Source organism: Ensifer sp. CCNWLY38 (genome assembly GCF_037120565.1).
GTDB classification, from domain to species: Bacteria; Pseudomonadota; Alphaproteobacteria; order Rhizobiales; family Rhizobiaceae; genus Ensifer; species Ensifer adhaerens_H.
The window spans coordinates 341,262-363,197 of the sequence record NZ_JBBBBO010000002.1 but is presented as its reverse complement, the minus strand read 5'-3'; the positions used below and the strand labels follow the sequence as shown (position 1 = coordinate 363,197).

The 21,936-nt window shown below is 63.5% G+C and carries 24 protein-coding genes and 1 pseudogene; 10 read left to right on the top strand and 15 right to left on the bottom strand.

The genetic code is table 11. The annotated features are described in order from the left end of the window. Positions 1-47: 47 nt before the first annotated feature. Positions 48-686 carry a uracil-DNA glycosylase family protein gene (locus V7S54_RS06015; RefSeq protein ID WP_065373502.1) on the bottom strand — a complete coding sequence of 213 codons (639 nt, stop codon included), beginning with the start codon at positions 684-686 and terminating at the stop codon, positions 48-50. Next, entirely contained in the window at positions 679-1,266 is a 588-nt protein-coding gene (locus V7S54_RS06010; protein ID WP_442892541.1) for a thermonuclease family protein, read from the bottom strand. The genes V7S54_RS06015 and V7S54_RS06010 overlap by 8 nt, the downstream gene beginning before the upstream one ends. 309 nt (positions 1,267-1,575) lie before the next feature. On the opposite strand from V7S54_RS06010, the gene V7S54_RS06005 reads away from it, so the two are divergent. After that, positions 1,576-3,111, top strand: coding sequence for a sensor histidine kinase (locus V7S54_RS06005; protein ID WP_058324053.1), 1,536 nt, complete (start codon positions 1,576-1,578; stop codon positions 3,109-3,111). A 3-nt stretch (positions 3,112-3,114) separates the two neighbouring features. Beyond that, positions 3,115-3,643 (top strand): annotated as a pseudogene (locus V7S54_RS33265) (GNAT family N-acetyltransferase). 4 nt (positions 3,644-3,647) lie between these two features. On the opposite strand, the gene V7S54_RS05990 reads toward V7S54_RS33265, so the two are convergent. Both V7S54_RS05990 and cobT read right to left on the bottom strand, forming a co-directional pair. Then, positions 3,648-4,061 (bottom strand): diacylglycerol kinase, encoded by a 414-nt coding sequence (locus V7S54_RS05990; RefSeq protein ID WP_065373500.1) that lies wholly within the window; start codon positions 4,059-4,061, stop codon positions 3,648-3,650. 228 nt (positions 4,062-4,289) lie between these two features. Further along, on the bottom strand, positions 4,290-5,306 hold the full coding sequence (cobT, locus tag V7S54_RS05985; RefSeq protein WP_065373499.1) for a nicotinate-nucleotide--dimethylbenzimidazole phosphoribosyltransferase: 1,017 nt from the start codon (positions 5,304-5,306) through the stop codon (positions 4,290-4,292). Between the two features lie 214 nt (positions 5,307-5,520). Between cobT and V7S54_RS05980 the strand changes: the two genes are divergently transcribed. From V7S54_RS05980 to V7S54_RS05970, 3 genes are read left to right on the top strand one after another with little or no spacing between them, the layout of a single operon-like run. Then, a complete protein-coding gene (locus V7S54_RS05980; protein ID WP_065373743.1) occupies positions 5,521-6,309 on the top strand; it encodes an adenosylcobinamide-GDP ribazoletransferase in 789 nt (262 codons plus the stop codon). A 36-nt stretch (positions 6,310-6,345) separates the two neighbouring features. Next, the gene (locus tag V7S54_RS05975; RefSeq protein WP_065373498.1) at positions 6,346-6,567 is read left to right on the top strand and encodes a DUF1289 domain-containing protein; all 222 of its coding nucleotides are present in this window, start codon (positions 6,346-6,348) and stop codon (positions 6,565-6,567) included. Beyond that, positions 6,564-7,265 carry a retropepsin-like aspartic protease family protein gene (locus tag V7S54_RS05970; protein WP_065373497.1) on the top strand — a complete coding sequence of 234 codons (702 nt, stop codon included), beginning with the start codon at positions 6,564-6,566 and terminating at the stop codon, positions 7,263-7,265. Before V7S54_RS05975 ends, V7S54_RS05970 begins: the two co-directional genes overlap by 4 nt. A 37-nt stretch (positions 7,266-7,302) precedes the next feature. Here the strand turns inward: V7S54_RS05970 and V7S54_RS05965 are convergent, their stop codons facing one another. The 8 genes from V7S54_RS05965 to V7S54_RS05930 form a co-directional block, all read right to left on the bottom strand. After that, complete coding sequence (locus tag V7S54_RS05965) at positions 7,303-8,064, bottom strand: ABC transporter permease (protein WP_065373496.1); 762 nt, start codon at positions 8,062-8,064, stop codon at positions 7,303-7,305. Continuing rightward, positions 8,061-8,987 (bottom strand): ABC transporter ATP-binding protein, encoded by a 927-nt coding sequence (locus tag V7S54_RS05960; RefSeq protein WP_065373495.1) that lies wholly within the window; start codon positions 8,985-8,987, stop codon positions 8,061-8,063. Before V7S54_RS05960 ends, V7S54_RS05965 begins: the two co-directional genes overlap by 4 nt. A gap of 106 nt (positions 8,988-9,093) precedes the next feature. Further along, complete coding sequence (locus V7S54_RS05955; RefSeq protein WP_065373494.1) at positions 9,094-9,576, bottom strand: YeeE/YedE family protein; 483 nt, start codon at positions 9,574-9,576, stop codon at positions 9,094-9,096. Continuing rightward, complete coding sequence (locus tag V7S54_RS05950) at positions 9,573-9,980, bottom strand: YeeE/YedE family protein (protein ID WP_065373493.1); 408 nt, start codon at positions 9,978-9,980, stop codon at positions 9,573-9,575. Before V7S54_RS05950 ends, V7S54_RS05955 begins: the two co-directional genes overlap by 4 nt. Then, entirely contained in the window at positions 9,977-10,309 is a 333-nt protein-coding gene (locus tag V7S54_RS05945) for an ArsR/SmtB family transcription factor (protein ID WP_065373492.1), read from the bottom strand. The genes V7S54_RS05950 and V7S54_RS05945 overlap by 4 nt, the downstream gene beginning before the upstream one ends. Positions 10,310-10,933: 624 nt before the next feature. Further along, positions 10,934-12,190: an extensin-like domain-containing protein gene (locus V7S54_RS05940; RefSeq protein ID WP_065373491.1), complete on the bottom strand. Its 1,257-nt coding sequence runs from the start codon at positions 12,188-12,190 to the stop codon at positions 10,934-10,936. A 320-nt stretch (positions 12,191-12,510) separates the two neighbouring features. Continuing rightward, positions 12,511-13,062, bottom strand: coding sequence for a Kazal-type serine protease inhibitor family protein (locus V7S54_RS05935; protein ID WP_065373490.1), 552 nt, complete (start codon positions 13,060-13,062; stop codon positions 12,511-12,513). A 267-nt stretch (positions 13,063-13,329) separates the two neighbouring features. Beyond that, on the bottom strand, positions 13,330-15,144 hold the full coding sequence (locus tag V7S54_RS05930) for a methyl-accepting chemotaxis protein (protein WP_065373489.1): 1,815 nt from the start codon (positions 15,142-15,144) through the stop codon (positions 13,330-13,332). 275 nt (positions 15,145-15,419) lie between these two features. On the opposite strand from V7S54_RS05930, the gene V7S54_RS05925 reads away from it, so the two are divergent. The 3 genes from V7S54_RS05925 (at position 15,420) to V7S54_RS05915 (ending at position 17,195) form a co-directional block, all read left to right on the top strand. Further along, the gene (locus V7S54_RS05925; protein WP_065373488.1) at positions 15,420-15,812 is read left to right on the top strand and encodes an acyl-CoA thioesterase; all 393 of its coding nucleotides are present in this window, start codon (positions 15,420-15,422) and stop codon (positions 15,810-15,812) included. Positions 15,813-15,880: 68 nt separating this feature from the next. Then, the gene (locus tag V7S54_RS05920; protein ID WP_419178157.1) at positions 15,881-16,414 is read left to right on the top strand and encodes a hypothetical protein; all 534 of its coding nucleotides are present in this window, start codon (positions 15,881-15,883) and stop codon (positions 16,412-16,414) included. A 136-nt stretch (positions 16,415-16,550) separates the two neighbouring features. After that, positions 16,551-17,195 (top strand): TerC family protein, encoded by a 645-nt coding sequence (locus V7S54_RS05915; protein ID WP_065373486.1) that lies wholly within the window; start codon positions 16,551-16,553, stop codon positions 17,193-17,195. 99 nt (positions 17,196-17,294) lie between these two features. Here V7S54_RS05915 and V7S54_RS05910 read toward each other — a convergent pair whose 3' ends face one another. Then, positions 17,295-17,648, bottom strand: a complete 354-nt coding sequence (locus tag V7S54_RS05910; RefSeq protein ID WP_065373485.1) for a DMT family protein — start codon at positions 17,646-17,648, stop codon at positions 17,295-17,297. A gap of 485 nt (positions 17,649-18,133) precedes the next feature. Here V7S54_RS05910 and V7S54_RS05905 point away from each other — a divergent pair, with 485 nt between their 5' ends. Beyond that, positions 18,134-18,577 (top strand): TIGR02594 family protein, encoded by a 444-nt coding sequence (locus tag V7S54_RS05905; RefSeq protein WP_065373484.1) that lies wholly within the window; start codon positions 18,134-18,136, stop codon positions 18,575-18,577. A gap of 100 nt (positions 18,578-18,677) precedes the next feature. Here the strand turns inward: V7S54_RS05905 and V7S54_RS05900 are convergent, their stop codons facing one another. After that, the gene (locus V7S54_RS05900; RefSeq protein WP_065373483.1) at positions 18,678-19,193 is read right to left on the bottom strand and encodes a GNAT family N-acetyltransferase; all 516 of its coding nucleotides are present in this window, start codon (positions 19,191-19,193) and stop codon (positions 18,678-18,680) included. 79 nt (positions 19,194-19,272) lie between these two features. Continuing rightward, complete coding sequence (locus V7S54_RS05895) at positions 19,273-19,938, bottom strand: Asp/Glu racemase (RefSeq protein ID WP_065373742.1); 666 nt, start codon at positions 19,936-19,938, stop codon at positions 19,273-19,275. A 241-nt stretch (positions 19,939-20,179) separates the two neighbouring features. Between V7S54_RS05895 and V7S54_RS05890 the strand changes: the two genes are divergently transcribed. After that, a complete protein-coding gene (locus V7S54_RS05890; RefSeq protein ID WP_065373482.1) occupies positions 20,180-21,934 on the top strand; it encodes an adenylate/guanylate cyclase domain-containing protein in 1,755 nt (584 codons plus the stop codon). Positions 21,935-21,936 lie beyond the last annotated feature (2 nt).

The following is a 21,936-nucleotide window of genomic DNA, read 5'->3' as shown; positions in this document are numbered from 1 at the left end:
ATTTTTCCCTCTATAGCGCGAATTTGGTGAAGATAAAGAAAATTGTTTCAGGTTGTGAGCATAAGAACCCGCTCCCGCAGGAACGGCAGAACTTCGGCCTCGAACCAGGGATTGCGCTTCAGCCAGCCGGTGTTGCGCCAGCTCGGATGCGGCAGCGGCAGGATGGTGGGATCCGCATTGCGCAGCGCGTAGCGCCGCCAGTCCTTCACCGTCTCCGTCATCGATTTCGGGCATTCCGGACCGATATGCCAGCGCTGCGCATAATGCCCGATCGCCAGCACCAGCTCGACCTGCGGCATCTGATCTATCACCCGCTGCCGCCAGAGCGGCGCGCATTCCCGGCGCGGCGGCAGGTCGCTGCCATGCGCGTCATAACCGGGAAAGCAGAAGCCCATCGGCACGATCGCGAATTTCGCCGGATCGTAGAAGGTCTCCCGATCCACCTCCAGCCATTGGCGGAGCCGATCGCCGGATGCATCGTTGAACGGCAAGCCGCTGTCATGCACACGCAACCCGGGCGCCTGCCCGGCGATCAGGATGCGTGCGGTGGTCGAGATCACCGCAACCGGGCGCGGCTCATGCGGCAGACGGTCGTCGTCGCCACGCAGCGGACTGTCGCGGCAGATGCGGCAGGCGGCAATTTCCGCCCTCAGGCGCTCCAGGTCCGGGAAATCGTTCTCAGGCATCGCCGATACCCGCAAACAAGGCGGTCAGCCGCTCCATCAGCCAGCGCCTTATGGTTTCGAGCCAACCGTCCACCAGATGCGGCCCCTCGTCCGGATGGCCATTCGTGCGGCGCCATTCCTGCGGCGTCGTGAACGTGCCGACCCACATACCGCGCCGCTCCTTCTCTGCCCGTGCCTCTTCCGCTTGATAGCGCCCGTAGCTGACCGCATAGCCGGAGAGCACCATCTCACGGCCAATGTCACGCCCGCCCGCTTCGCATGTGCCGAGGTCGCGACCGTACCGATCGCGACCGTGAAAACGACAGCGGACATCGTCGGTGGAAATCAGCGCTCTCAGGCGATCGCGCGCCTGGCAGCCGCAATCCCAGCTCGCGCCGTCGCGCTCGCAGCTCTGGTCGAGTTCCGGCGCATCGATCCCCTCGATGCGGATGCGCTTGCCGTCAAGGCGAAGACTGTCGCCGTCGCTCGCCAATGCGGCTCCGCGCGCCTCCCCGGTCGCCGCACGCTCCCCCACGGGCAGCTTGTCGGCGTAGTAGGCAACGATCGAAAGCAGCAAAAGGATGATCCATCCGCCGAGCATGCCGCCACGGCCGGCCGATCGCGGCCGTCCCGAAGAGCCTCCGCCTCGCCCGCCGGTGAAGCGGTATCTCGCCCGACCCGATTTCACGTTTCCTGCACCTCTATAGCTTTGCGCTCCAACCAGGCGCGGGATAAAACTAGAAACATGTACGATTCCATAATCTTAGAGGTGGAATCTCATGCGCCAACTCCCACTTTGGCGAAAAGACACGACTGCGCCACAATGGTTGTCGAATCCTTCACGCACCGCAGCAACTTCTTAAGGATTGCTCACTAGACTGCAAGGAAACCATAACCTTCGCATATGAGCATGAGTATCGCTGCCAGCACCTCGACAGATAAGATCATTGTCGACAAGTCGCGAAACCATCGAAACAAGGCCGTTTCGAGGACGGTTCGCGCGACGCGAGAGCGGCTGCAAACGGGCTCGTCCGTGCCTTCGGGCTTCGAGCGCGAAATGCTCAATCTTTACATCGATTCGGCCCTGCACGGCGCCATCGCCATACCGGTGCTCGTCGCCCTGATTGCGGCCGTCGGGGTCTATCTCTCCGGCAATCTCAGCATCATCGTCTGGGCCGTCATGACCCTTTCGGCGCATGCGGTGACGCTGGTGCTGGCGAGGAAAGCGTGCAAGAAGGACATCGTTGCCGAAAAGGTCCCGGTTTGGCGCCGGCGCTTCCTGCTCGGCCAGGTGTTGATTGGCCTCTGCTGGGCAGCCTTCGTTGCGCAGGACTGTGCGTCGTGCGGCGATGTCCGCTTCGGCTTCTTCGAAGGCACTGCCCTGCTTTTCGCGCTCGCGGCCACTGCCATGGGCACGTTCCTGCTGCGCAATGCCCTGCTCTGCACCTTCACGCCCGTGGTCGCCGCACTGGCCTTCGTCTCGCTGACGACGGGCAATCCGATCTATATCGGCCTCACCGGCATCATCTCGCTGGCGCTGCTCTTCCTCGTGTTCATGACCGATCGCATGAACCGCGCCAATGTCCACATCCTCTCGGTTCAATCGGAGAAGGACGATCTGATCGCCGAGCTCGAAGTGGCAAAATCGATGTCGGATGAAGCGCGGCGCCGGGCGGAGGAGGCAAACCTCGCCAAGTCGCGCTTCCTGGCCTCCATGTCGCATGAATTGCGCACGCCGCTGAACGCCATTCTCGGCTTCTCCGAGGTCATGTCGACGGAGGTCCTGGGTCCGCTCAGCAACCCGACCTACAAGGAATACACCAACGATATCCATCGTTCCGGCGAGCATCTGCTGAACCTGATCAACGAGATTCTCGACCTGTCGCGCATCGAGGCCGGCCGCTACGACCTGAACGAGGATGCGGTCAGCCTCGTCGAGATCGCCGAGGACTGCGTCGGCATGGTGCAACTGAGGGCACGCGCCAAGAACATCACCATCCACTCGCAGTTCGAACTTGGCATGCCCTCGGTCTGGGTCGACGAGAAGGCAATGCGGCAGGTCATCCTCAATCTGCTGTCCAACGCCGTGAAATTCACCAATTCGGGCGGCGAAGTCACCTTCAAGGTCGGCTGGACGGCCGGCGGCGGACAATATCTCTCGATCAAGGACAACGGTCCGGGCATCCCGGAAGAGGAAATCCCGATCGTTCTGTCGGCCTTCGGCCAGGGCTCGATCGCCATCAAGAGCGCTGAACAGGGCACCGGCCTCGGCCTGCCCATCGTCCAGGCCATTCTCGCCAAGCACAATGGCGAATTCATCCTGCGCTCCAAGCTCCGCGAAGGCACGGAGGCGATCGCCATCCTGCCAGCCCGCCGCGTGCTCGAAAGCCTGCCGGCAGTCGAGGACGTGGCAGCCCCGATCCGTCGTCGCAAGAGCTTCGCCTGATCCATGTTCATTGAAACGCCACGTCTCAGGCTTCGGCCCTGGGAGCAGCGCGACGTCGCGCCCTTTGCGGTCGCCAATGCCGATCCGGACGTGCGCCGCTACTACTTTCCCGACGTGCTGACGCGGGAAGAGACCGCGGCGATGATTGCCGACTGCGACCAGCACGGCTTCGGCTTTGTGGCCCTCGAGCGCAAGGCGGACGGAGCGCTCATCGGCGGTCTTGGCCTTTCGCATGCGGGAGACGAAATTCCCGGTGGCCCGCACGTCGAAATCGGCTGGATCCTCGCCCGCCCCTACTGGCGGCAGGGCGCTCGAAGCGGCAAGCACCTGCCTGCACCATGCCTGGTCGACGCTCGGGCTTGCCGAAGTCATCGGCTATACCTCGCGCATCAACGAGCCATCCCGCGCGCTTATGGAAAAGCTCGGCATGCGCTCGGATCCGGCGGAGGATTTCGATGACGTGACGGTGCCGGAAGGCAATCCGCTGCGCCCGCACGTACTCTACAGGATCACGCCGAATGATCGGCGGTAACGGATCAGTTCATGAAGCCGGCGAAGATCACGACGTAGCCGGCATAGACGCCGTTGGCGATGATCAGGCAGAGGCAGGCGAAGGAGCCGAGATCCTTGGCGTTCTTGCCCATTTCCGAGATTTCCGGCGAGACGCGGTCGACGATCTCCTCGATCGCCGTGTTGATCGCCTCGAAGGCCATCATCAGCAGGAACAGGATCGCCATTGCCACGAACTGGAAGAAGGTCGCGCCGACGATGGCGAAGGCAACCATGGCGATGCCGAAGGCGATAAGCTCATGGCGGAAAGCAGCCTCGCTGATCAGCCGTTTCGCGCCGCCCAGCGAATAGCTGGCGGCAGCGAAGAGATGCCGAATGCCGGTCTGCTTCTCGACGGGACTCGTCTGTCCAATACGGTGCGTGGTGTTCTTGGCGTCCATTTCTTCTCGACAGGGCTTGAAACTGCGCTTGCTTCGACATCGTGAATGAGGCGAATGCAAGGCGTTTCCCGGTTGCGGGAGCCCAAGCCTATAGTTAGGGCTGCATGTGCGATTTGGATAGGCGAGAAGCACGCGGCCATCAAGGCCCGCCACACGCGGGAATAGCGCCCGCGACAGGCTTTGGACAGCAATCGGCCGGCTTTGCCGCGAAAGCCGGCCGGATCTTGATTATTCCTTGTTGCTGACGCCAGCCTGCGCGAAGGTCGCCATGCCGCTGTGGCATGCCGCCGCCGCCTTGACGATGCCGGCGGCAAGAGCCGCACCCGTGCCCTCGCCGAGCCGCATGCCGAGCGCCAGCAGCGGCGTCTTGCCGAGCTTCTCGATTGCGCGGATATGGCCCGGTTCGCCCGAGACATGGCCGATCAGGCAGTGATCGAGCGCCGACGGATTGGCTGCCTTCAGGATCGAGGCCGCCGCGGTCGCCACATAACCGTCGATGATGACCGGAACCTTCTGCACGCGGGCTGCGAGGATCGCGCCCGCCATCGCCGCGATCTCGCGGCCACCGAGGCGGCGCATCAGCTCGAGCGGGTCGGAAAGGTGATCGCGATGCAGCGCCACCGCCTTCTCGACGGCGGCGATCTTGCGCTTCAATACCTCGCCTTCGGAACCGGTACCGGGACCGACCCATTCCTCGGCCGTGCCGCCATAGAGGCCAAGATTGATCGCCGCCGCAATGGTGGTGTTGCCGATGCCCATTTCGCCGATGCAGAGCAGATCCGTGCCGCCGGCGATCGCCTCCATGCCGAAGGCCATGGTGGCCGCACAATCCCGCTCCGAAAGTGCCGCTTCCTCGGTGATGTCGCCGGTCGGATATTCAAGCGCCAGGTCGAAAACCTTGAGGCCGAGGTCGTGGCTGACGCAGATCTGGTTGATCGCAGCACCACCGGCAGCGAAGTTCTCGACCATCTGGGCGGTAACGGACGACGGGAACGGGGTGACGCCCTGCCGGGTGACGCCGTGGTTGCCGGCGAAGATCGCCACCAGCGGCCGGTTGACGGCCGGCGCCTTGCCGGTCCAGGCGGCGAGCCAGAAGGCGATCTCTTCGAGACGTCCGAGCGCGCCCGGCGGCTTCGTCAGCTGTGCGTCCCGCTCGCGCGCCGCGACCAGCGCCGCCGCATCCGGCCCCGGCAGGTTGCGCAACAATTCGCGGAAATCATCAAACGGCAGGCCGCTGGCACTCATGCTGGGAATCCTTGCATCATCGTGAATCTACGCTCCTCATAGAGGGCGTCGAATATTCGGGCAACGGCATTTGCGCCAATCGGCGTCGCCGGAGCATGATCCGTCACGGGGCGGACGATTCGACGCACCGCGGTTTTGCATGCTCACCCTGCTCTCGCTTGCGGGCAGCGGTGACATCTGCGATGCGGCTGAGGGCCGGATCTTTGGAGGAGCCATGGGCTTTCTGGGCGATTTCTGTGACGACGTGGCGCGCTCGATCGGCTTCCTGAGCCGCATTCCCATGCCCGGACGCCACTTCGTCGGATATGACGGACGGCTGGACCGGGCCGTGCGCGCCTTCCCGCTTGCGGGCATCGTGATCGTCCTGCCTTCCGCAGCCGCTGCCAGCGCAATGATCGCATTGCAGGTGAGTTCGCTTTTTGCCGCCTTCGTCGTCGTCGCCATCCAGGCGCTGCTGACCGGCGCACTGCACGAGGACGGACTTGGTGATACCGCCGACGGCTTCGGCGGTGGACGCGATCGCGACGCGGCGCTGACGATCATGAAGGACAGCCGCGTCGGCACCTATGGTGCCGTCGCGCTCATTCTGTCTTTCGGCCTCCGGGTCTCGGCGCTTGCCTCTATCCTGCCGCTGTTCACGCCTCTTGGCGCCGGCATGGTGATCCTTGGCGCCGCAGCGCTCAGCCGCGCCGCCATGGTCTGGCACTGGTCCAGCCTGCCGCCGGCACGCAGCGGCGGTGTTGCGGCTTCCGCCGGCACGCCGGAGCCGGGAGCTGGCCGCTTCGCCCTCGGCTTTGGTCTTCTCGCCGCGATGCTGCTCTTCTATTTCGCCAAGGTCCCGGTGCTCGGCTTGCTCGCGACGCTCCTCGCCTTCTTCGCCGCAGTCAAAGGCTTCGGCCGGCTCGCGGCCGCCAAGATCGAGGGACATACGGGTGACACGATCGGTGCCACGCAGCAGCTTACGGAAATCGCGGTGCTCGGCGCCCTTGCGCTGACGGTTTGAAACATCGATATAATCCGGGAAAAACTGGGAAACGCCATGGAATCTCCCTGCATTCTCGTCTGTTCGATCGATGACAAGACCGGCTACTGTTTCGGCTGCGGCCGCACGCGTGACGAGATCGGCCGCTGGACGCTCTATACCGACGCCGAACGCAGGGCGATCATGACCACGCTGCCTGACCGTCTCGAGACGGTCGAACGCAAGCCTCGGCGCGAAACGCGCCGCAGCCGCATGGCGAAGGAACGCGGAGAAGCATGACCCGTCTCGCAATTCTGCTCTCGATCCTGGCCATTGGCCTCATTCTGCTGATCGTCAACCACGATGCCGGCCGCACCATGGGCCTTGCCAACGACGATTTCGGCCGGCTGGTCTCCTTGGGTGCGATCGCGACGCTGATCGGCGCCGGGGTCCTGCAGAGCCGCCGCCGCTTCGGCGAAGGACTACGCCAGGTCGCCATCTGGCTCCTCGTCACGCTCGCCCTCGTCTCGGCCTATGTCTACCGCTTCGAACTGCAGGGCTTTGGCAATCGCCTGCTCGCCGGCCTCGTTCCCGGCCGCGCGACCGTGATCACCGACAGTGAAGGCCAGCAGGAAGTGGTGCTGCACAAGATGCTGAACGGCCATTTCGAAACCGGCGTGACGGTCAACGGCAAGGATATCAACATGCTGGTCGATACGGGCGCCAGCAGCATCGCGCTGACCTACGAGGATGCCGAGCGGATCGGCCTCGATCCGGAAAACCTCAGCTACATCGTCACCGTCATGACGGCGAATGGCCGGGCCCAGGCCGCACCCGTCATGCTCCAGGAAATCTCCATCGGTCCGATCACCCGGCGCAACATCGGCGCGACGGTGGCCGCCAAGGGGCGGCTCGACCAGAGCCTGCTCGGCATGAGCTTCCTGTCGACGCTGGAGACGCTGCAGATGCGCACTGACGAGTTGCGCCTGCGCGACTGAGCCACAGGCGTCGGACAAACCGCAGCAGCGCCCGCCGTCAGTTGCGGAGGCGGTAGCCGGTGCGGAAGATCCAGGCGAGGATCGACATGCAGGCCGCCAGGAAGGCGAGGATGATCACCGCGCTGAAGATCGGGTTGACGTCGGAAACCTCGAAGAAGCTCCAGCGGAAGCCGCTGATCAGATAGAGCACCGGGTTGAAGTGACTGACCGCCTGCCAGAAAGGCGGCAGCATCTTGACCGAATAAAAGCTGCCGCCGAGGAAGACGAGCGGCGGGATCACCAGCATCGGGATCAGGTTCAGCTGCTCGAAGTCCTTGGCCCAGATGCCGATGATGAAGCCGAACAGGCTGAAGGAAATCGCCGTCAGCACGAAGAAGAAGATCATCACGAACGGATGCGCGATCGTCAGGTCGACGAACAGCGAGGCCGTCAAAAGGATGATCGTCCCGATCATCAGCCCCTTGGTCGCCGCCGCGCCGACATAGCCGAGCACGATCTCGACCATCGAGACCGGCGACGACAGAACCTCGTAGATCGTGCCGGTGAATTTCGGGAAATAGATACCGAAGGAGCCGTTGCCGATACATTGCGTCAAGAGCGTCAGCATCATCAGGCCGGGCGTGATGAACGCGCCGTAGGAAACGCCGTCGATCTCCTGGATGCGCCCGCCGATCGCGGCGCCGAAGACGATGAAGTAGAGCGAGGTCGAGATGACGGGCGATACCACGCTCTGCAGCAGGGTGCGGCGGGTACGCGCCATCTCGAAGAAATAGATCGACTTGATCGCTTCGATGTTCATCGCCCTGCCCCCACGATTTCGACGAAGATGTCTTCCAGCGAGCTCTGCCGCGTGGAAATGTCCTTGAGCCGGATACCGGCTTCGGCGAGCGCTGCCAGCAGCGCGGTAATGCCGGTGCGTTCGGCGCTCGTGTCGTAATCGTAGATCAGACAGTGCCCATCGCCCTCGAGCGTCAGATTGTAGCTCGACAGCGTTTCGGGAACGCCATCCAGCGGATTGGCGAGATCGACCCGCAACTGCTTGCGCCCAAGCTTCGACATCAGTGCAACCTTGTCTTCGACCAACAGGATCTTGCCGCCGTTGATGACGCCGATGCGGTCGGCGATTTCCTCCGCCTCTTCGATGTAATGCGTCGTCAGGATGATGGTGACGCCGGAAGCGCGCAGCCGCTCGACGACCTCCCACATGCTCTTGCGCAGGTTGACGTCGACGCCGGCCGTCGGTTCATCGAGGAAAAGCACCCGCGGCTCGTGCGACAGCGCCTTGGCGATCAGCACACGCCGCTTCATGCCGCCGGAGAGTTCGCGCAGCATGTTGTCCTTCTTGTCCCAGAGCGACAGGTCCTTCAGCACCTTCTCGATATGGGCGGGGTTCGGCTTCTTGCCGTGCAGGCCGCGGGAGAAGGAGACCGTGTTCCACACGGTTTCGAAGGCGTCGGTGGTCAGTTCCTGGGGCACGAGCCCGATCATCGCGCGCGTCTCGCGAAACTCGCGCACCACGTCATTGCCGCCAACCGTCACCGTTCCGCTGCTCGGATTGACGATGCCGCAGATGATCGAGATCAGCGTCGTCTTGCCGGCGCCGTTCGGCCCGAGAAGCGCGAGGATCTCGCCTTCCTCGATATCGAGACTGACGCCCTTCAGCGCCTGAAAGCCGGAGGCATAGGTCTTCGACAGATTGGAAACGGAAACGATAGGCGCCATGAGCTGATCCGGATGCGGGGGGGGCAGAGTCGGCAGGTTTCGCCTATATGGGGCAATTGGATGCGATTTGCAGCCTACCGGATGGAAAAAACAAGGTGACGCTTTGTCAATGCGGCTGCGACAGACGCGCACCTGCCTCCGTGCCGCCGCCCGTTCGCGACGGTTTGCGGGCCACCAGCCGGTCATGGATGAGCATTCCGACAGCCATCGCCACCACAAAGAGCATCGTCGCCGGCAAACCGAGCGACAAGGAAGCGAGCGCCGGGCCCGGGCAAAGCCCCACCAGCCCCCAGCCGACGCCGAAGGTTGCCGCGCCGACAATCAGTCGCCTGTCGATGACCTGATTGTCCGGCAAATGGAAGGTTTCGTCGAACAAAGGACGCTTGAGCCGGCGCGCCAGCAGGACACCAAGCGCGGAAACAAAGACAGCGCCGCCGAGCACGAAGGCAAGGCTCGGGTTCCACTTGCCGGTGATATCCAGAAACGCCCGCACGCGCGCGGGATCGAGCATGCCGGATAGCGACAGGCCAAAACCGAACACGAGGCCGGAGACGAGCGTCGCCGCGAGGCGGAGATTGGCGCCGCTCATACGAACAAGCCCATGACAAAGACCGTGACGATCGCCGCGGCCATGAAGGTGGCAACCGCCGCAATCGAACGCCGCGACAGCCTTGCAAGTCCGACGACGCCGTGGCCGCTGGTGCAGCCGGAGCCCATGCGGGACCCGAAACCGACCAGCAGGCCGCCAGCCACCAGAAGCGGCCAGGAGGATGTGACCGTCACCACGGGCCAGGCGCCGAAGACGAGACGAAAAAGCAGCGGCCCCGCCATCAGCCCCAGCACAAACAACACGCCGGTGCGAACCTGCGCGCCCTGCAGCAGACGTCCGGCGATACCGCTGATCCCGGCCACCCGGCCATTGGCCACCATCAGGATCGCCGCCGAAAGGCCAATCAACAGCCCACCCGCCAGCGCATTCCCGTATTCATTCATGTTTTGGAACCATCCCGACAGAAGATTTGATAGAGCGCGCCAACCAGGCGCGCCACCTTGTCGTGGCTAAGCCGATAGAACACCTGCTTGGCCTGCCGACGGGTCGAGACAATGCCGGCATCGCGCAACACCGTCAATTGCTGCGAGAGGGTCGGCTGACGAATGCTCAGGCTTTCTTCCAGTGCCGCCACCGAGTGCTCGCCCTCCAGCAAAGCGCTCACGATCAACAGTCGATTTCGGTTGGCGAGAGTTCTCAGGATTTTCGAAACTTCGGCAGCGTGCACGGCCATATCCGCGCGCACCCCCGGAAATTGCATAACAGTTCCCATAACTTCCTCCTGTCGTTGCCCTAGGAGTGAGTGGAGCCCCAATGCTTGCTGCGGTTTGCCGACTACTATCCGTGATTGTTATACGAAGTAATATAATATCGTATTACTTATCAACAAACCAGACGAATCAAGACCGCGCCGCCAGCGCTCCTGTTCGTCGGCTTTCAAATCATATAGAAAATTCAGATCGTTACAACGCGACTGCAATTAGGGTGAAAACGCCATATTTGGGGCAACCGCCCGGACAAGCTCGGGCAGCGGTAAAACTTCTGGTATAGTAAACGCAAATACGAGCCTGCGGCGACATTTCGGGCCCCCGGCCCGAGCGCGCTAAACTCCGGTTCGACGGAGGGTAAGCGCCGGCGCAAATGCAGGCATCATCCGTTATCCGGCGAAAGATCTGCGAATGAATCGTCGCCAATCCCGTTCCCTTGTCACGAAACGGTGATGGTCTTCGAGCAATTTGCTCGCGCGACGCGATATCGCCCTTTTGATTTGCGTTCGTGATTTGCACGCCGGAGCCCCCCTTTTGCTTCGGTTGTTGGGCCGGCCTCCCCGCCGGCCTCTTTTTTTTGCCGGCATAGGGTTTTCATAGGCGGCAGGAGGAAGGCACGGCACTCGACGTCAGTCGCAGTGACGATAGCCGGTCTTGCGGGTTCTCAGATCGAAGTGGAAATGGTCCTTATGGAACGGGTCGCTGCCCGGCCCGAGCACGGTGTTGAAATATTTGCAGCTATCGGAGCGCACGGCCTTCAGGAGGCCGCGTTCGCGGAACGCGAAGAAGCCCTTCTTGCGGACATCGATTTCCTTGCCGTTTTTCAAGACGAACTTGCCGACATCGATGGCGTTGCCGCGCGCATGTTCGGACATCGGGTTACCGCGGCGGGAATTCATCGTGCGGCAGGAATAGCCGCCGAGCGGCCTGATCGTCTTGACGCCCGACCAGTAGCGGTAGCGGGACGACGGCGCGAGTTCGTACTTCACCCACTTGGCGAAGGCTTCCGTCACCTCGCAATTGAGCTTGACCGCCGGCTTCACGCCAATGCCGCCGGAGAGACCGCTGAGCTCGATCGGGTAGTCGATGCCACAGGACGGCCCGTTGCTGATGCGCGGAATGTCACGGAACACCACGCCGAGCTTCTTCAGCCGCTGGCGGCAGGCAATCTCGGAAGCCGGCATCTCGCCGGTGTAGTCGGGCGTCGACATCGGATTGCGCGCCCGCGGCAACATGGCGACCTGCTGCGGCTCCTGGGTCCGCTGAAGTGCGCGCTGCTCTTCCATGGCGCGTGCACGCTGCGCCTCTTCGGCCGCAGCCTTCTCGGGAGAAAGCGGCGGCAGGTCCGGATCGTAGCCAAGGTTCTCCTCGTCCGCAGGCGCAGCGCCTGACGCCCCGCCGAGCTGGCGCACATTGTCTTCGCCGATGCCGCCGACGACCGGCTGGCTGGCATTGCCTTCGGCGATCTCGTTGCTCTGCTCTTGCGCCAGGCCGACGACCGGCTGCTCGACGCCGAGCATGGCATCCATGTTGACGCCTTCATCGGGAATGGCCGTGGAGCCCGCACTCGCCGGCTGCGCGCCGGAGGAGACCGCCTCGTCGCTATCGATCATCGGCAGCGAGCGCCGCGTTTGTTGGGGCGCCGCCTGCGCCGGTGCAACATAGTCCGGATTGCCGTTGCCTGTCGAAGCCGATGTTGCGGCGGGATAGGCCGCCACCTCGTCTTGCGGCACCGCGTCGACCGGCACCGGCCCGATCGAACCGACCCGGGAGCCGCCATCGATGCGGCCCGGCGGCGAAAGCGCGTCGTCGGTCGAACAGGCGACAAGCGATAGCGACAGAACGAGTGCCGTCAGCGGGCGATGGAGACGAGTAACATACGCCATACCGGACTGCGCCTTCCTCCGGGCGGTCAGAAGACCGCCACTCATCACCCCACCGCCCCCGCAACGACGTACCCACCGGCACGCAAGGATCGCTGCAGTACATCGAATTGCTGCCTTTCGCCTGTGTCGCAAACCGGGCACAGCCGCCGAAAGAGCTGATTTTGCGAGTATTTTATTCAAATACGGTAAACGAAGCCTTGCATCCGATACCCCTGATCAAGGGTGCGGATGCTTGGCGTTGCGACTGACTGCCGACAGCAAGAAGCCCGCGTCTTTGTCAGACGCGGGCCTCAAGCTTTCAGCTACGGATCGGCTGGATATCAGCGGCACTCGCCGCGATGCACGACCCGGAAGCCAGCACCGCCAGCCTCGCAGGCGTTCGAGAAGGTTTGCACGCGGCCGCCGCGCTGGCCGCAGACCGGCGCGAATTCGCGGGTGCAGAACTGACCTTCGGCGGGACGGTCATCGTCGCGACGGCATTCGCCGCGGCCGATCACCTGGAAGCCCTCCGAGCGCGCCTGGCAGGCGTTCGAGAAGGTCTGCGTGCGCCGTCCGCGCTGGCCGCACACCGGATTGTATTCCATGGTGCAGGCCTGCGGCGGCCGCACCGGCGGGCGGTTGTCCGGACGGCACTCGCCGCGATGGATGACATTGAAGCCGTCAGCACGGGCCTGGCAGGAATTCGGGAAGGTACGTAGGCGATTGCCGCGCTCACCGCAAACCGGCGCGTATTCCATCGTGCAGACCGGCGGACGACTCGGCCGGGGGCCCGGGCGCGGCTCGTCGACGACGACGGTACAGGCCGAGAGAAACCCGAGCGACAGCATCAGCACGGCGATCGGGCGCGTCAGAAGAAGTTTGAGAAGTGCCATGGTGTCCCCTCTAAAGCAGCGGTCAGCAACCGGAGCGACGCCCCGTCAAACACCTCCCGCATCTCGCGTATCTATCCGCGGCTATCCTAAGGTCAAGACTGTGCGGCTTGGTTTGCACGGCAATCACGGACGCACGTGGCGGGGGCATTGCCCGGCTCACGGATCGATGCGGAGCTCGGTTGCAGCCGCGCGACACTTCTTCCTGTCGGTGCACAAGGCCCGCGTGGCAATGCCACGCGGGCCTTGTGCAATTCCAGACTATCGTGCTCAGGCGGCGCGGCCGTAAGCCGAATGCGATGCCGAGGACTGCAGCCGGAACTTCGTCAGCAGCGACTTCAGTTCCCGGCTCTCGGCAGCCAGCGTCTGGCTTGCGGCAGTCGTTTCCTCGACCATCGCGGCGTTCTGCTGGGTCATTTGGTCCATGCTGTTGACGGCGACATTGACCTCCTGCAAGCCGGTCGCCTGTTCGCGCGCGGCGGTCGCGATGGAGGCCACCTGTTCGTTGACCCGATTGACCAGCGTCTCGATCTCCGTCAGCGCTTCACCGGTCGACCGGACCAGCTGGACACCGGCACCGACCTCGCGCACCGAGGCGCCGATCAGTTCCTTGATCTCCTTGGCGGCACCCGCCGAGCGCTGCGCCAACTCACGCACCTCCTGCGCGACGACGGCAAAGCCGCGTCCCGCCTCACCGGCACGGGCCGCCTCGACACCGGCATTGAGCGCCAAGAGGTTCGTCTGGAAGGCGATCTCGTCGATCACCCCGATGATCTGGCCGATCCGGCCGGACGAGCCTTCGATCCGCCCCATGGCGTCGATGGCATTGCGCACGATGCCGCCGGACTTCGCAGCGCTCGCCCTGGTCTCGTTGACCATGTCGCGCGCCTCGTTCGCCCGCTCGGAAGCGTGGCGGACCGTCGAGGTGATCTCGTCGAGCGCGGCCGCCGTCTCTTCGAGGGCCGCTGCCTGCTGTTCCGTCCGACGCGAGAGATTGTTCGCCGCTTCCGAAATGTCGCCGGCGCTGGCGGTGACGATCTCGGTCGAGTGCGAGATCGAGCCGATGACATCCCGAAGCGCGGCGACGGCCGTGTTGAAGTCCTCTCTCAGCTTGCCGTATTCCGGCGCGATATGGCCGATCTCGGCGGTCAGGTCGCCGCTTGCCAAGAGCTCGAGCGCGGCACCGACGGTCTCCATCGCGTCCGCCTGCGCTTCCGCCGTTGCCCGCTGGCGCTGCTCGTTGCCGCGGCGCTCGGAATTGAGCCGCTCCTGCTGATCGGCCTCGCGTGAACGCAGTTCCAGCCGTTCGCGAACGGAATCGCGCAGCACCACCAGCACCTTGGCCATCTGCCCGATCTCGTCGCCGCGATCGGTCTCCGGCACCTCGGACGAAAGGTCCTCATCGGCGATCGCCCGCATCGACGCCTTCAGCTTCTCCACCGGCTTGACGACGCTGCGCACGATCGCAAGAGCCGCCATCAGAATGGCAAGGGCTGCCGCGGCGAGGATGCCGGCGACCTGCCAGGCGCGCTCGCGGAACATCGCCGCCAAGTCGTCGGCATAGACGCCCGTGCCGACCACCCAGCCCCAGGGCTTGAAGCCTGCGACGTGAGAGTACTTCAGTACCGGCGCGTCGGCGCCCGGCTTCGGCCAGTAGTAGTCGACAAAGCCCTGGCCGCTCTTTTCGACGGTCTTCACGAACTCGACGAAGAGATGCTTGCCGTTGGGGTCCTTGTTTTCGGTGAGGTCCTTGCCATCGAGTTCGGGCTTGATCGGATGCATCACCATGGTCGGATGCATGTCGTTGACCCAGAAATAGCCGTTGCCCTGATAGCGCATCGCCTTGATCGCCTCGAGAGAACGCTTCTGCGCCTCCTCACGCGAAAGCGTGCCGGCCACCTCCAGCTTGTGATAGGCGCCGAACACCGCGATCGCGTTCTCGTCCATTGCCGCGAGCATCGCCTTGCGTTCGCCGACGAGCTTGTCCTGCGCCTGAAACAGACCGAATGTCAGCGCCGCTGCCATGGTCAAAAGCGCAAATGCCACCAGCGCGTAGAGACGCGCCGAGATCCTGAATTTCTTCATTGCCAAACCCCTGCCCCTTCGGCGCCCCCGGCGCCGCCCCTTCGCAATCTCGCTGCCGCCGGCATGGCCGGCCGCACTCCAAGAGCCTGCAGGATAGGGAAAGGTCTTTGCAAAGCCCCTAACAACCGATCCCTAAATTTCACATTTCTCAAGCAACCCTTCGAAAGTCTAAGGCGGCGGCACGGCGGGATGCTGCCCGCATTTGTGCGGCGGCGGGCCTTCCCTCGGCAAGCGCGGTCGGGTTACATCTTTCATCCAACAGGGAGACAGGCCGCATGACCGAACAGACCAAACCGACCGGCGAACTGACCTTGCGCACGCTCGCCATGCCCGGCGACGCCAATGCGGCCGGCGATATCTTCGGCGGCTGGGTGATGGCGCAGATGGACCTTTCCTGCGGCATTCGCGCCGCAGAGCGCGCTCGCGGCCGTGTGGTCACCGCTGCCGTCAAGGAGATGGCCTTCGCACTTCCGGTCAAGATCGGCGACACGCTCTGCATCTATACCGATGTCGTCAAGGTCGGCCGCACCTCGATGACGCTCAAGGTCGAGGCCTGGGCCCAACGCTATCTCTCTTCGCATCGCATGGAAAAAGTGACGGACGCGATCTTCGTCATGGTCGCGCTCGACGAAAACGGCAAACCCAAGCCGGTGCCGGCGGAGGATTAGGAGCGGCGGCCGTGGATCAGGTTCCGACCAACCCGGAAATCTTCCCGCATATCCGCACCGTCATGGGCATGGTCGTCAGCCTGAGCCTGGCGAGACTGCTCAGCGGACTGGCGCTCTTCGTGCAGCACCCCGGTAAGACGCGCGTCTACTGGATCCACCTCGGCTGGGTCCTGTTCATGTTCGTCTTCCTCGTGCATTTCTGGTGGTGGGAGTTCCACCTGCATTCGCTGGCCGTGATCGACGTCAGCGTCTACCTGTTCGTCATCCTCTATTGCTGCGTCTTCTTCTTCCTCTGCGTGATGTTGTTCCCGACGACGCTCGAGGACTATAGCGACTACGAACACTATTTCATGTCGCGCCGTGCCTGGTTCTTCGGCTTCCTCGCGCTTGCCTTTGCCGTCGACCTCGTCGACACCGCGTTGAAGGGCAAGCAGTATTTTGCCTCCTACGGTCTCGAATACCCCGCCCGCAACACCGCCTATATCCTCTTTTGTATCGCCGCCGCCTGGACGGCGAATCGGCGCTTCCATGCGGCCTTCGTCGTCGTCGCTGTCGCCTATCAGCTTCTCTGGATGTATCGGGCCTTCGACCTCCTGGATTGAGACCGTCGATCGGACCGTCTGCGGAGGTTTTCCGCCTGGGGGTGCACCTCGCCCCTTGATCCCGAGGCGAGGCGGTGCTTTATCCGTTAGACATATTTGAATCTCGCATCATGGCACGTCGGGGGACTGTCGCATCATGGAAATCTTTACCGCTACCGGTCTGGCAGCGCTTCTCCAAGTCATCGTCATCGATCTCGTTCTTGCCGGCGACAACGCCGTCGTCATCGGCCTTGCCGCGGCCGGGCTGCCAACGGAGCAGCGCAAGAAGGTCATCCTCGTCGGCATCATCGCTGCAACCGTGCTGCGCATCGCGCTCGCCAGCGTCACGGTCCAGCTCCTGGAAATCATCGGCCTTTTGCTCGCCGGCGGTATTTTGCTGCTGTGGGTCTGCTGGAAGATGTGGCGTGAAATCCGAGAGCAGCAGGCAGCGCACGCGGCAGGCGAAAGCGGCGCTGCCAGCAACGCGCCCCAGAAAACCTTCATGCAGGCAGCCATCCAGATCGTCATCGCCGACATCTCGATGTCGCTCGACAATGTGCTGGCCGTCGCAGGCGCCGCCCGCGAACATCCGACGATCCTGGTTATCGGCCTCGCGCTTTCGATTGCGATGATGGGCGTGGCGGCCGGCTTCATCGCCCGGCTGCTCAACCGTTATCACTGGATCGCCTATATCGGCCTCGCCATCATCCTCTATGTCTCGCTCGACATGATCTATCGCGGCGCCATCGAGGTCTGGCCGCATCTCGCGCCGGCCGTCGCAGCCGTGGCGGCCATGGTCTAGCGACGCATCACGAAATCACTCCGCACGAAAAAGGCAGGGTCTCGCACCCTGCCTTTTCGTTTTCAGCGTTGAGGCGCCACAACAGCGCGTTGACCGTCGTCACCCCTTGAAGATGAACGACGCACCCGCGGCGATCAGCGCGAAGCCGACCAGATGGTTCCAGCCGATCGACTCCTTCAGCCAGAAAACCGAGAAGGCGGCAAAGACCAGAAGCGTGATCACCTCCTGCATCGTCTTCAGCTGCGCTGCGGAATAGACCTGGTGGCCGATGCGATTGGCCGGCACCGCCAGGCAATATTCGAAGAAGGCGATGCCCCAGCTTGCCACGATCGCCATGTAGAGCGGTGACGACGTGTATTTCAGATGCCCGTACCAGGCGAAGGTCATGAAGACGTTGGAAAACAGGAGCAGAAGAATCGGCCAAAGATAGGCCGGAGAGAGAGTGAAGGACATCGAGAACCTCGGGGCGCGAATCATGCTCCGACGATGCCCCGCAGCCCCGTCCGGGCGCAAGTCCTGCCGGCCTTCCATCGGCTCAAGTGACGCCTCGGAGCGAGCCGATACGGGATTTTCTACCGGTCAGGGTGTCGAATCGACGACGAACCGGCATTTTTTCCGTCATTTAGCAAGTCCTGCCCCAATATTTTACGGGTTTTGCCACAATTTTGTACTGGCGCATGAGCAATGTCGCTCGACTGTCCGACGGGACAGGCAGGGGAATACCACACTTCGAAACGGCGGTTGCCGTGAAGTTGGCTCCGCGCCTTGGGCGCGGTTCGCCGACAGGCCGATGCTGCGTATCAGACGCTGGGCACGCGCATGTCCGCTGAAATTTCCCAATGGAACATTGGAAACAGTTGAGCAACCGGGTGCCATGCCGGCGATCGCCAGGCCGCCCCGACCGTTCGCACCCAGCAACTTGTCAAGGAGACCTGACCATGAAGGTCCTGGCGTTTCTTGCGGCTGCCTATGTCGCGCTCCTATCGCCAACTCTCGCCAGCGCGGGCATGCTTGCCCAGGCGCAGCAATACAAAGGCCTGCACGAGGTCAAGAACAACAAGACCCTTCGCGCAGCGCTCGGCATCAACCCTGCACGTACCCCCTGGTGCGGCCATTTCATGGGCATGGTTGCCCGCAAGTCCGGCCGCAGTCCACCGCAGAGCTTCGGCTTCGCCCGCTCGTGGCTTCGGTTCGGTGCACCAGTGAAGCTCGCCTATGCGCGCGCCGGCGATATTGTCGTCGTGCGCACCGGTCGTGGCTACCACGTCGGCATCCTGTCCACGCTGTCGAAGTCGACGGCTCAGTTGATCGGCGGCAACCAGTCGGGCGGGGTCAGGCTCTCGCAGTTCGCGCGCCGCCAGGTCGTCGGCGTCCGGCGCTAGAGCGGGAACCATGTCGCACCGGGCATAGCGCCGGCGGCCTAGAGCCCGACCGGATCGGCGATCTGCATCGCCGCATCGGGTGGATCGCCGACGCGCGTCGTCACGCAAGCGCCAGGCGCATTGCGCAGCGCCGCTCTGGCGGAAGGCCGTGCGCGGCCTCGTTTGCAAGGATCTGCGCGAGACGCGCGTCGAGTTCGCTCCCGGAAAGCGTAGCGAAGCCGAGTGTGCGGTAGAAGTGCTCGTTCCATTTGAGATCGCGGAACGTCGTCAGCGTTACCGCGGCAAGCGAACGGGCGCGCGCATGCGCGATCGCAGCCAGCATCATGGCGCGCCCAAGCCCCCGGCCCTGGCTCTCCTGCAACACGGCAAGCTGCCAGATGTGCAGCGCACCCTCCGCGATCGCCGCACAAAGGAAGCCGAGCGGTCGATCCGGCTCGTCGACCGCCACCAGGGACAGGCCGGTGCGCAGGAAGTCGACATGAGCTTCCGCGGACTGGACATCGTCGTCGGCAATCCAGGCCAGGTCGGGGATGGTGCGAAAAAGCGCGCCAGAGGAGCGCTCGATGTCGGGCAGCAAAGCTGTATCGTCTTCACGTGTGGGTCGAATCAGGGACATAGTGACCGCATCCTACAGCGCAGACCGTCATAGGGGATGCGCGAAGTTCGCTGCCGCCCTTCAGAAATCACGAAAATCATTAGCCGGATAACGGAATATCGCTAGTCGGCATCCAATTCATGGCCTGCTCAAGCCCGGCCGCCGGACTCGACAGCGGCCGCGGTCCGTTGCCGACATGATCGGCGGCGCCGGCCATGGACGCCTGGGCCAGCGCAACGATAGAGGCTCCATCCTCATAGGCCGCTTCTGCCGCCCGGGCGATTACGGCAAGGTAACCGTCACGGCTTCCCGCCTTGAACAGCGACCACGCACCCTCGACGAGACGAACCTCGAGGGCAGCGCCGGAACGGCGCGCCGCGTCGGCAAAAAGCGCTTTGGTGGGTGCGACCGTTGTTTCCACCGCGCAAAGCGCTACCAGCTTGCCGCCGATCGCGGCCGCTTTCTCCGCCAGCGCCGCATCGACGCGCAGGATCGGGACAGCATTGCCCATCCCGGTCTTCGCTACGCTCGGGCCGAGCGTCGAGCAGGTGAGCAGCACCACGTCGGCCTCTGCCGCCAGCGCCGAGAGAGCCGCCGCTGTCTGCTGCGTGATGTCCTCGGTCAGGCCGCCCGCTTCCTCCGCCGCGCGCAGCAGATCGGCGCGGACCGTGTGGCGCAAGTTCGCGGAGGACAATCCGAGTTCGCGCGCAGCATTCTCGAAGAGGGCGACGTTGCTGTTGGCAGTATGCAGGCAGGAGATGATCAATTGGCGGCCCTTGGATGGCGAACGCCTGACGGCGCGCTTCTGACTTTGCGAAACTTGCACAATCGCGGCACTCGCGGAAGCGTCGCCGGACACAATCTGTCGTAGAGGCTACGCGAACCGTCTATTTGCGCCTCCGGCCCAGCAATGGACACAAATCGGGGCAATTTATGCTTCTCGACTTTTCTAATTTAAGTTACGCTTATTTTCCTTCTGACCAGATGCCGCGGGAGGGGCTGCCCTCTTGGAACGGAAGCTCGCCGTGATCCTTGCTGCCGATGTCGCTGGCTACAGTCGCCTTGTCGCGATTGACGAGGAAGGTGCGCTCGCAACGCTTGCCACCTATTGTGCAACGATTTCAAGCCTTGTGACCGAGCATGGCGGCCGCATCTTCGGCGCCGCTGGCGATAGCCTTGTCGCGGAATTCCAGAGTGCAGTGCAGGCGGTTCGGGCAGCGGTCGCCATCCAGCGGACCCTGCAGCGGAGAAACGCCGACCTCGCGCCGGAGCGGCGCATGGAGTTCCGCATCGGCCTCAATCTCGGCGACGTCGTCGTCGACGGCGGCAACCTGCTTGGCGACGGCGTGAATGTGGCGGCGCGGCTGCAGCAGGTGGCGAAGCCGGCCGACATCTGCATCTCCGGTGCGTTGCACGACCAGATCGTCGGCAAGCTGGAGTTTCCCGTGCACCGGCTTGGCGATCGCGCGCTCAAGAACATGCCGCGCCCGGTGCCGGTGCACCGCGTCGACTGGCATGAGGACCCGGTGAGGCCGGATCTGCCCGGCATGCCGCTTGCCCTGCCCGACAAGCCGTCGATCGCCGTTCTGCCCTTCGTCAACATGTCCGGCGACCCCGAACAGGACTTCTTCGCCGACGGTCTGACCGAGGACATCATCACGGCGTTGTCGCTCTACCGCTGGTTCTTCGTCATCGCCCGCAACTCTTCTTTCACCTACAAGGGCCGCGCCGTCGACGTCAAACAGATCGGCCGCGATCTCGGCGTGCGCTACATCGTCGAGGGCAGCGTGCGCCGCGCAGGCTCGCGCGTGCGCGTCACCGGACAGTTGATCGAGGCGGAAACCGGCATCCATCTCTGGGCGCAGCGCTACGAGCGCGAATTCGCCGACATTTTCGCCATCCAGGATGAGATCACCCAACATGTGGTCGCGGCAATCGAGCCGGAGATCCTGATTGGCGAAAACCGCCGGGCGCTGTTACGCGGCAGCGATAATCTCGACGCCTATGAGTGCCACATGCGCGGCACGCTGCTGCATAATGCGCAGGACTCCGCCGCGCATTTCGACGACGCGATCGAGTGGCAACGCCGCGCGATCGCCCTCGACCCCGAATTCGGCCGCGCGCACATGATGCTGGCCCGCTCGCTGTTTGCCCGCTGCTATTTCGGCTTCAGCGACGACATTGACCGGGACAGCGCGGAGTTGGCGGCGGAGGCTGCACGCGCCGTCGTGATCGAGGATCACGATCCCTATTGCCACTATGTCATGTGCCTCGCCAATTTCGCTGCCCGGCGGCCGCATGCCGCGGTCCAGGAAGCGCAACAGGCGATCGATCTCAACCCCAATTTTGCGCTCGCTCACATGGCGCTCGGCTGGGCGCGTATCTACATCGGCCGTTTCGCCGAGGCATTGGACCCGCTGCACAAGGCGCTGCGGCTGAGCCCGCACGATCCGCTGACCTACCTCTTCTTCAACCGCATCGCGCTCGCCCATTACCACCTCGGCAATTACGAGGAAGCGCTGCGTCACGCCGAGCGGGCGCTGCTGCTCCGCCGCACCTATTTCAACCTGGTCGTTCTGCTCGCCTGCCTTGGCCAGCTCGACCGCAACGAGGAAGCTCGCAGGATCGTTCTCGAGGCCGTCGCCAACGCGCCTGTCGATTTACCGCGCTACTGGCGCTTCTTCACCGGCTATGTCGACCCTGCCGACCACGCGCATTTCAAAGACGGGCTCGTCAAGGCGGGCCTGCCCATCGTCCCGTAGGC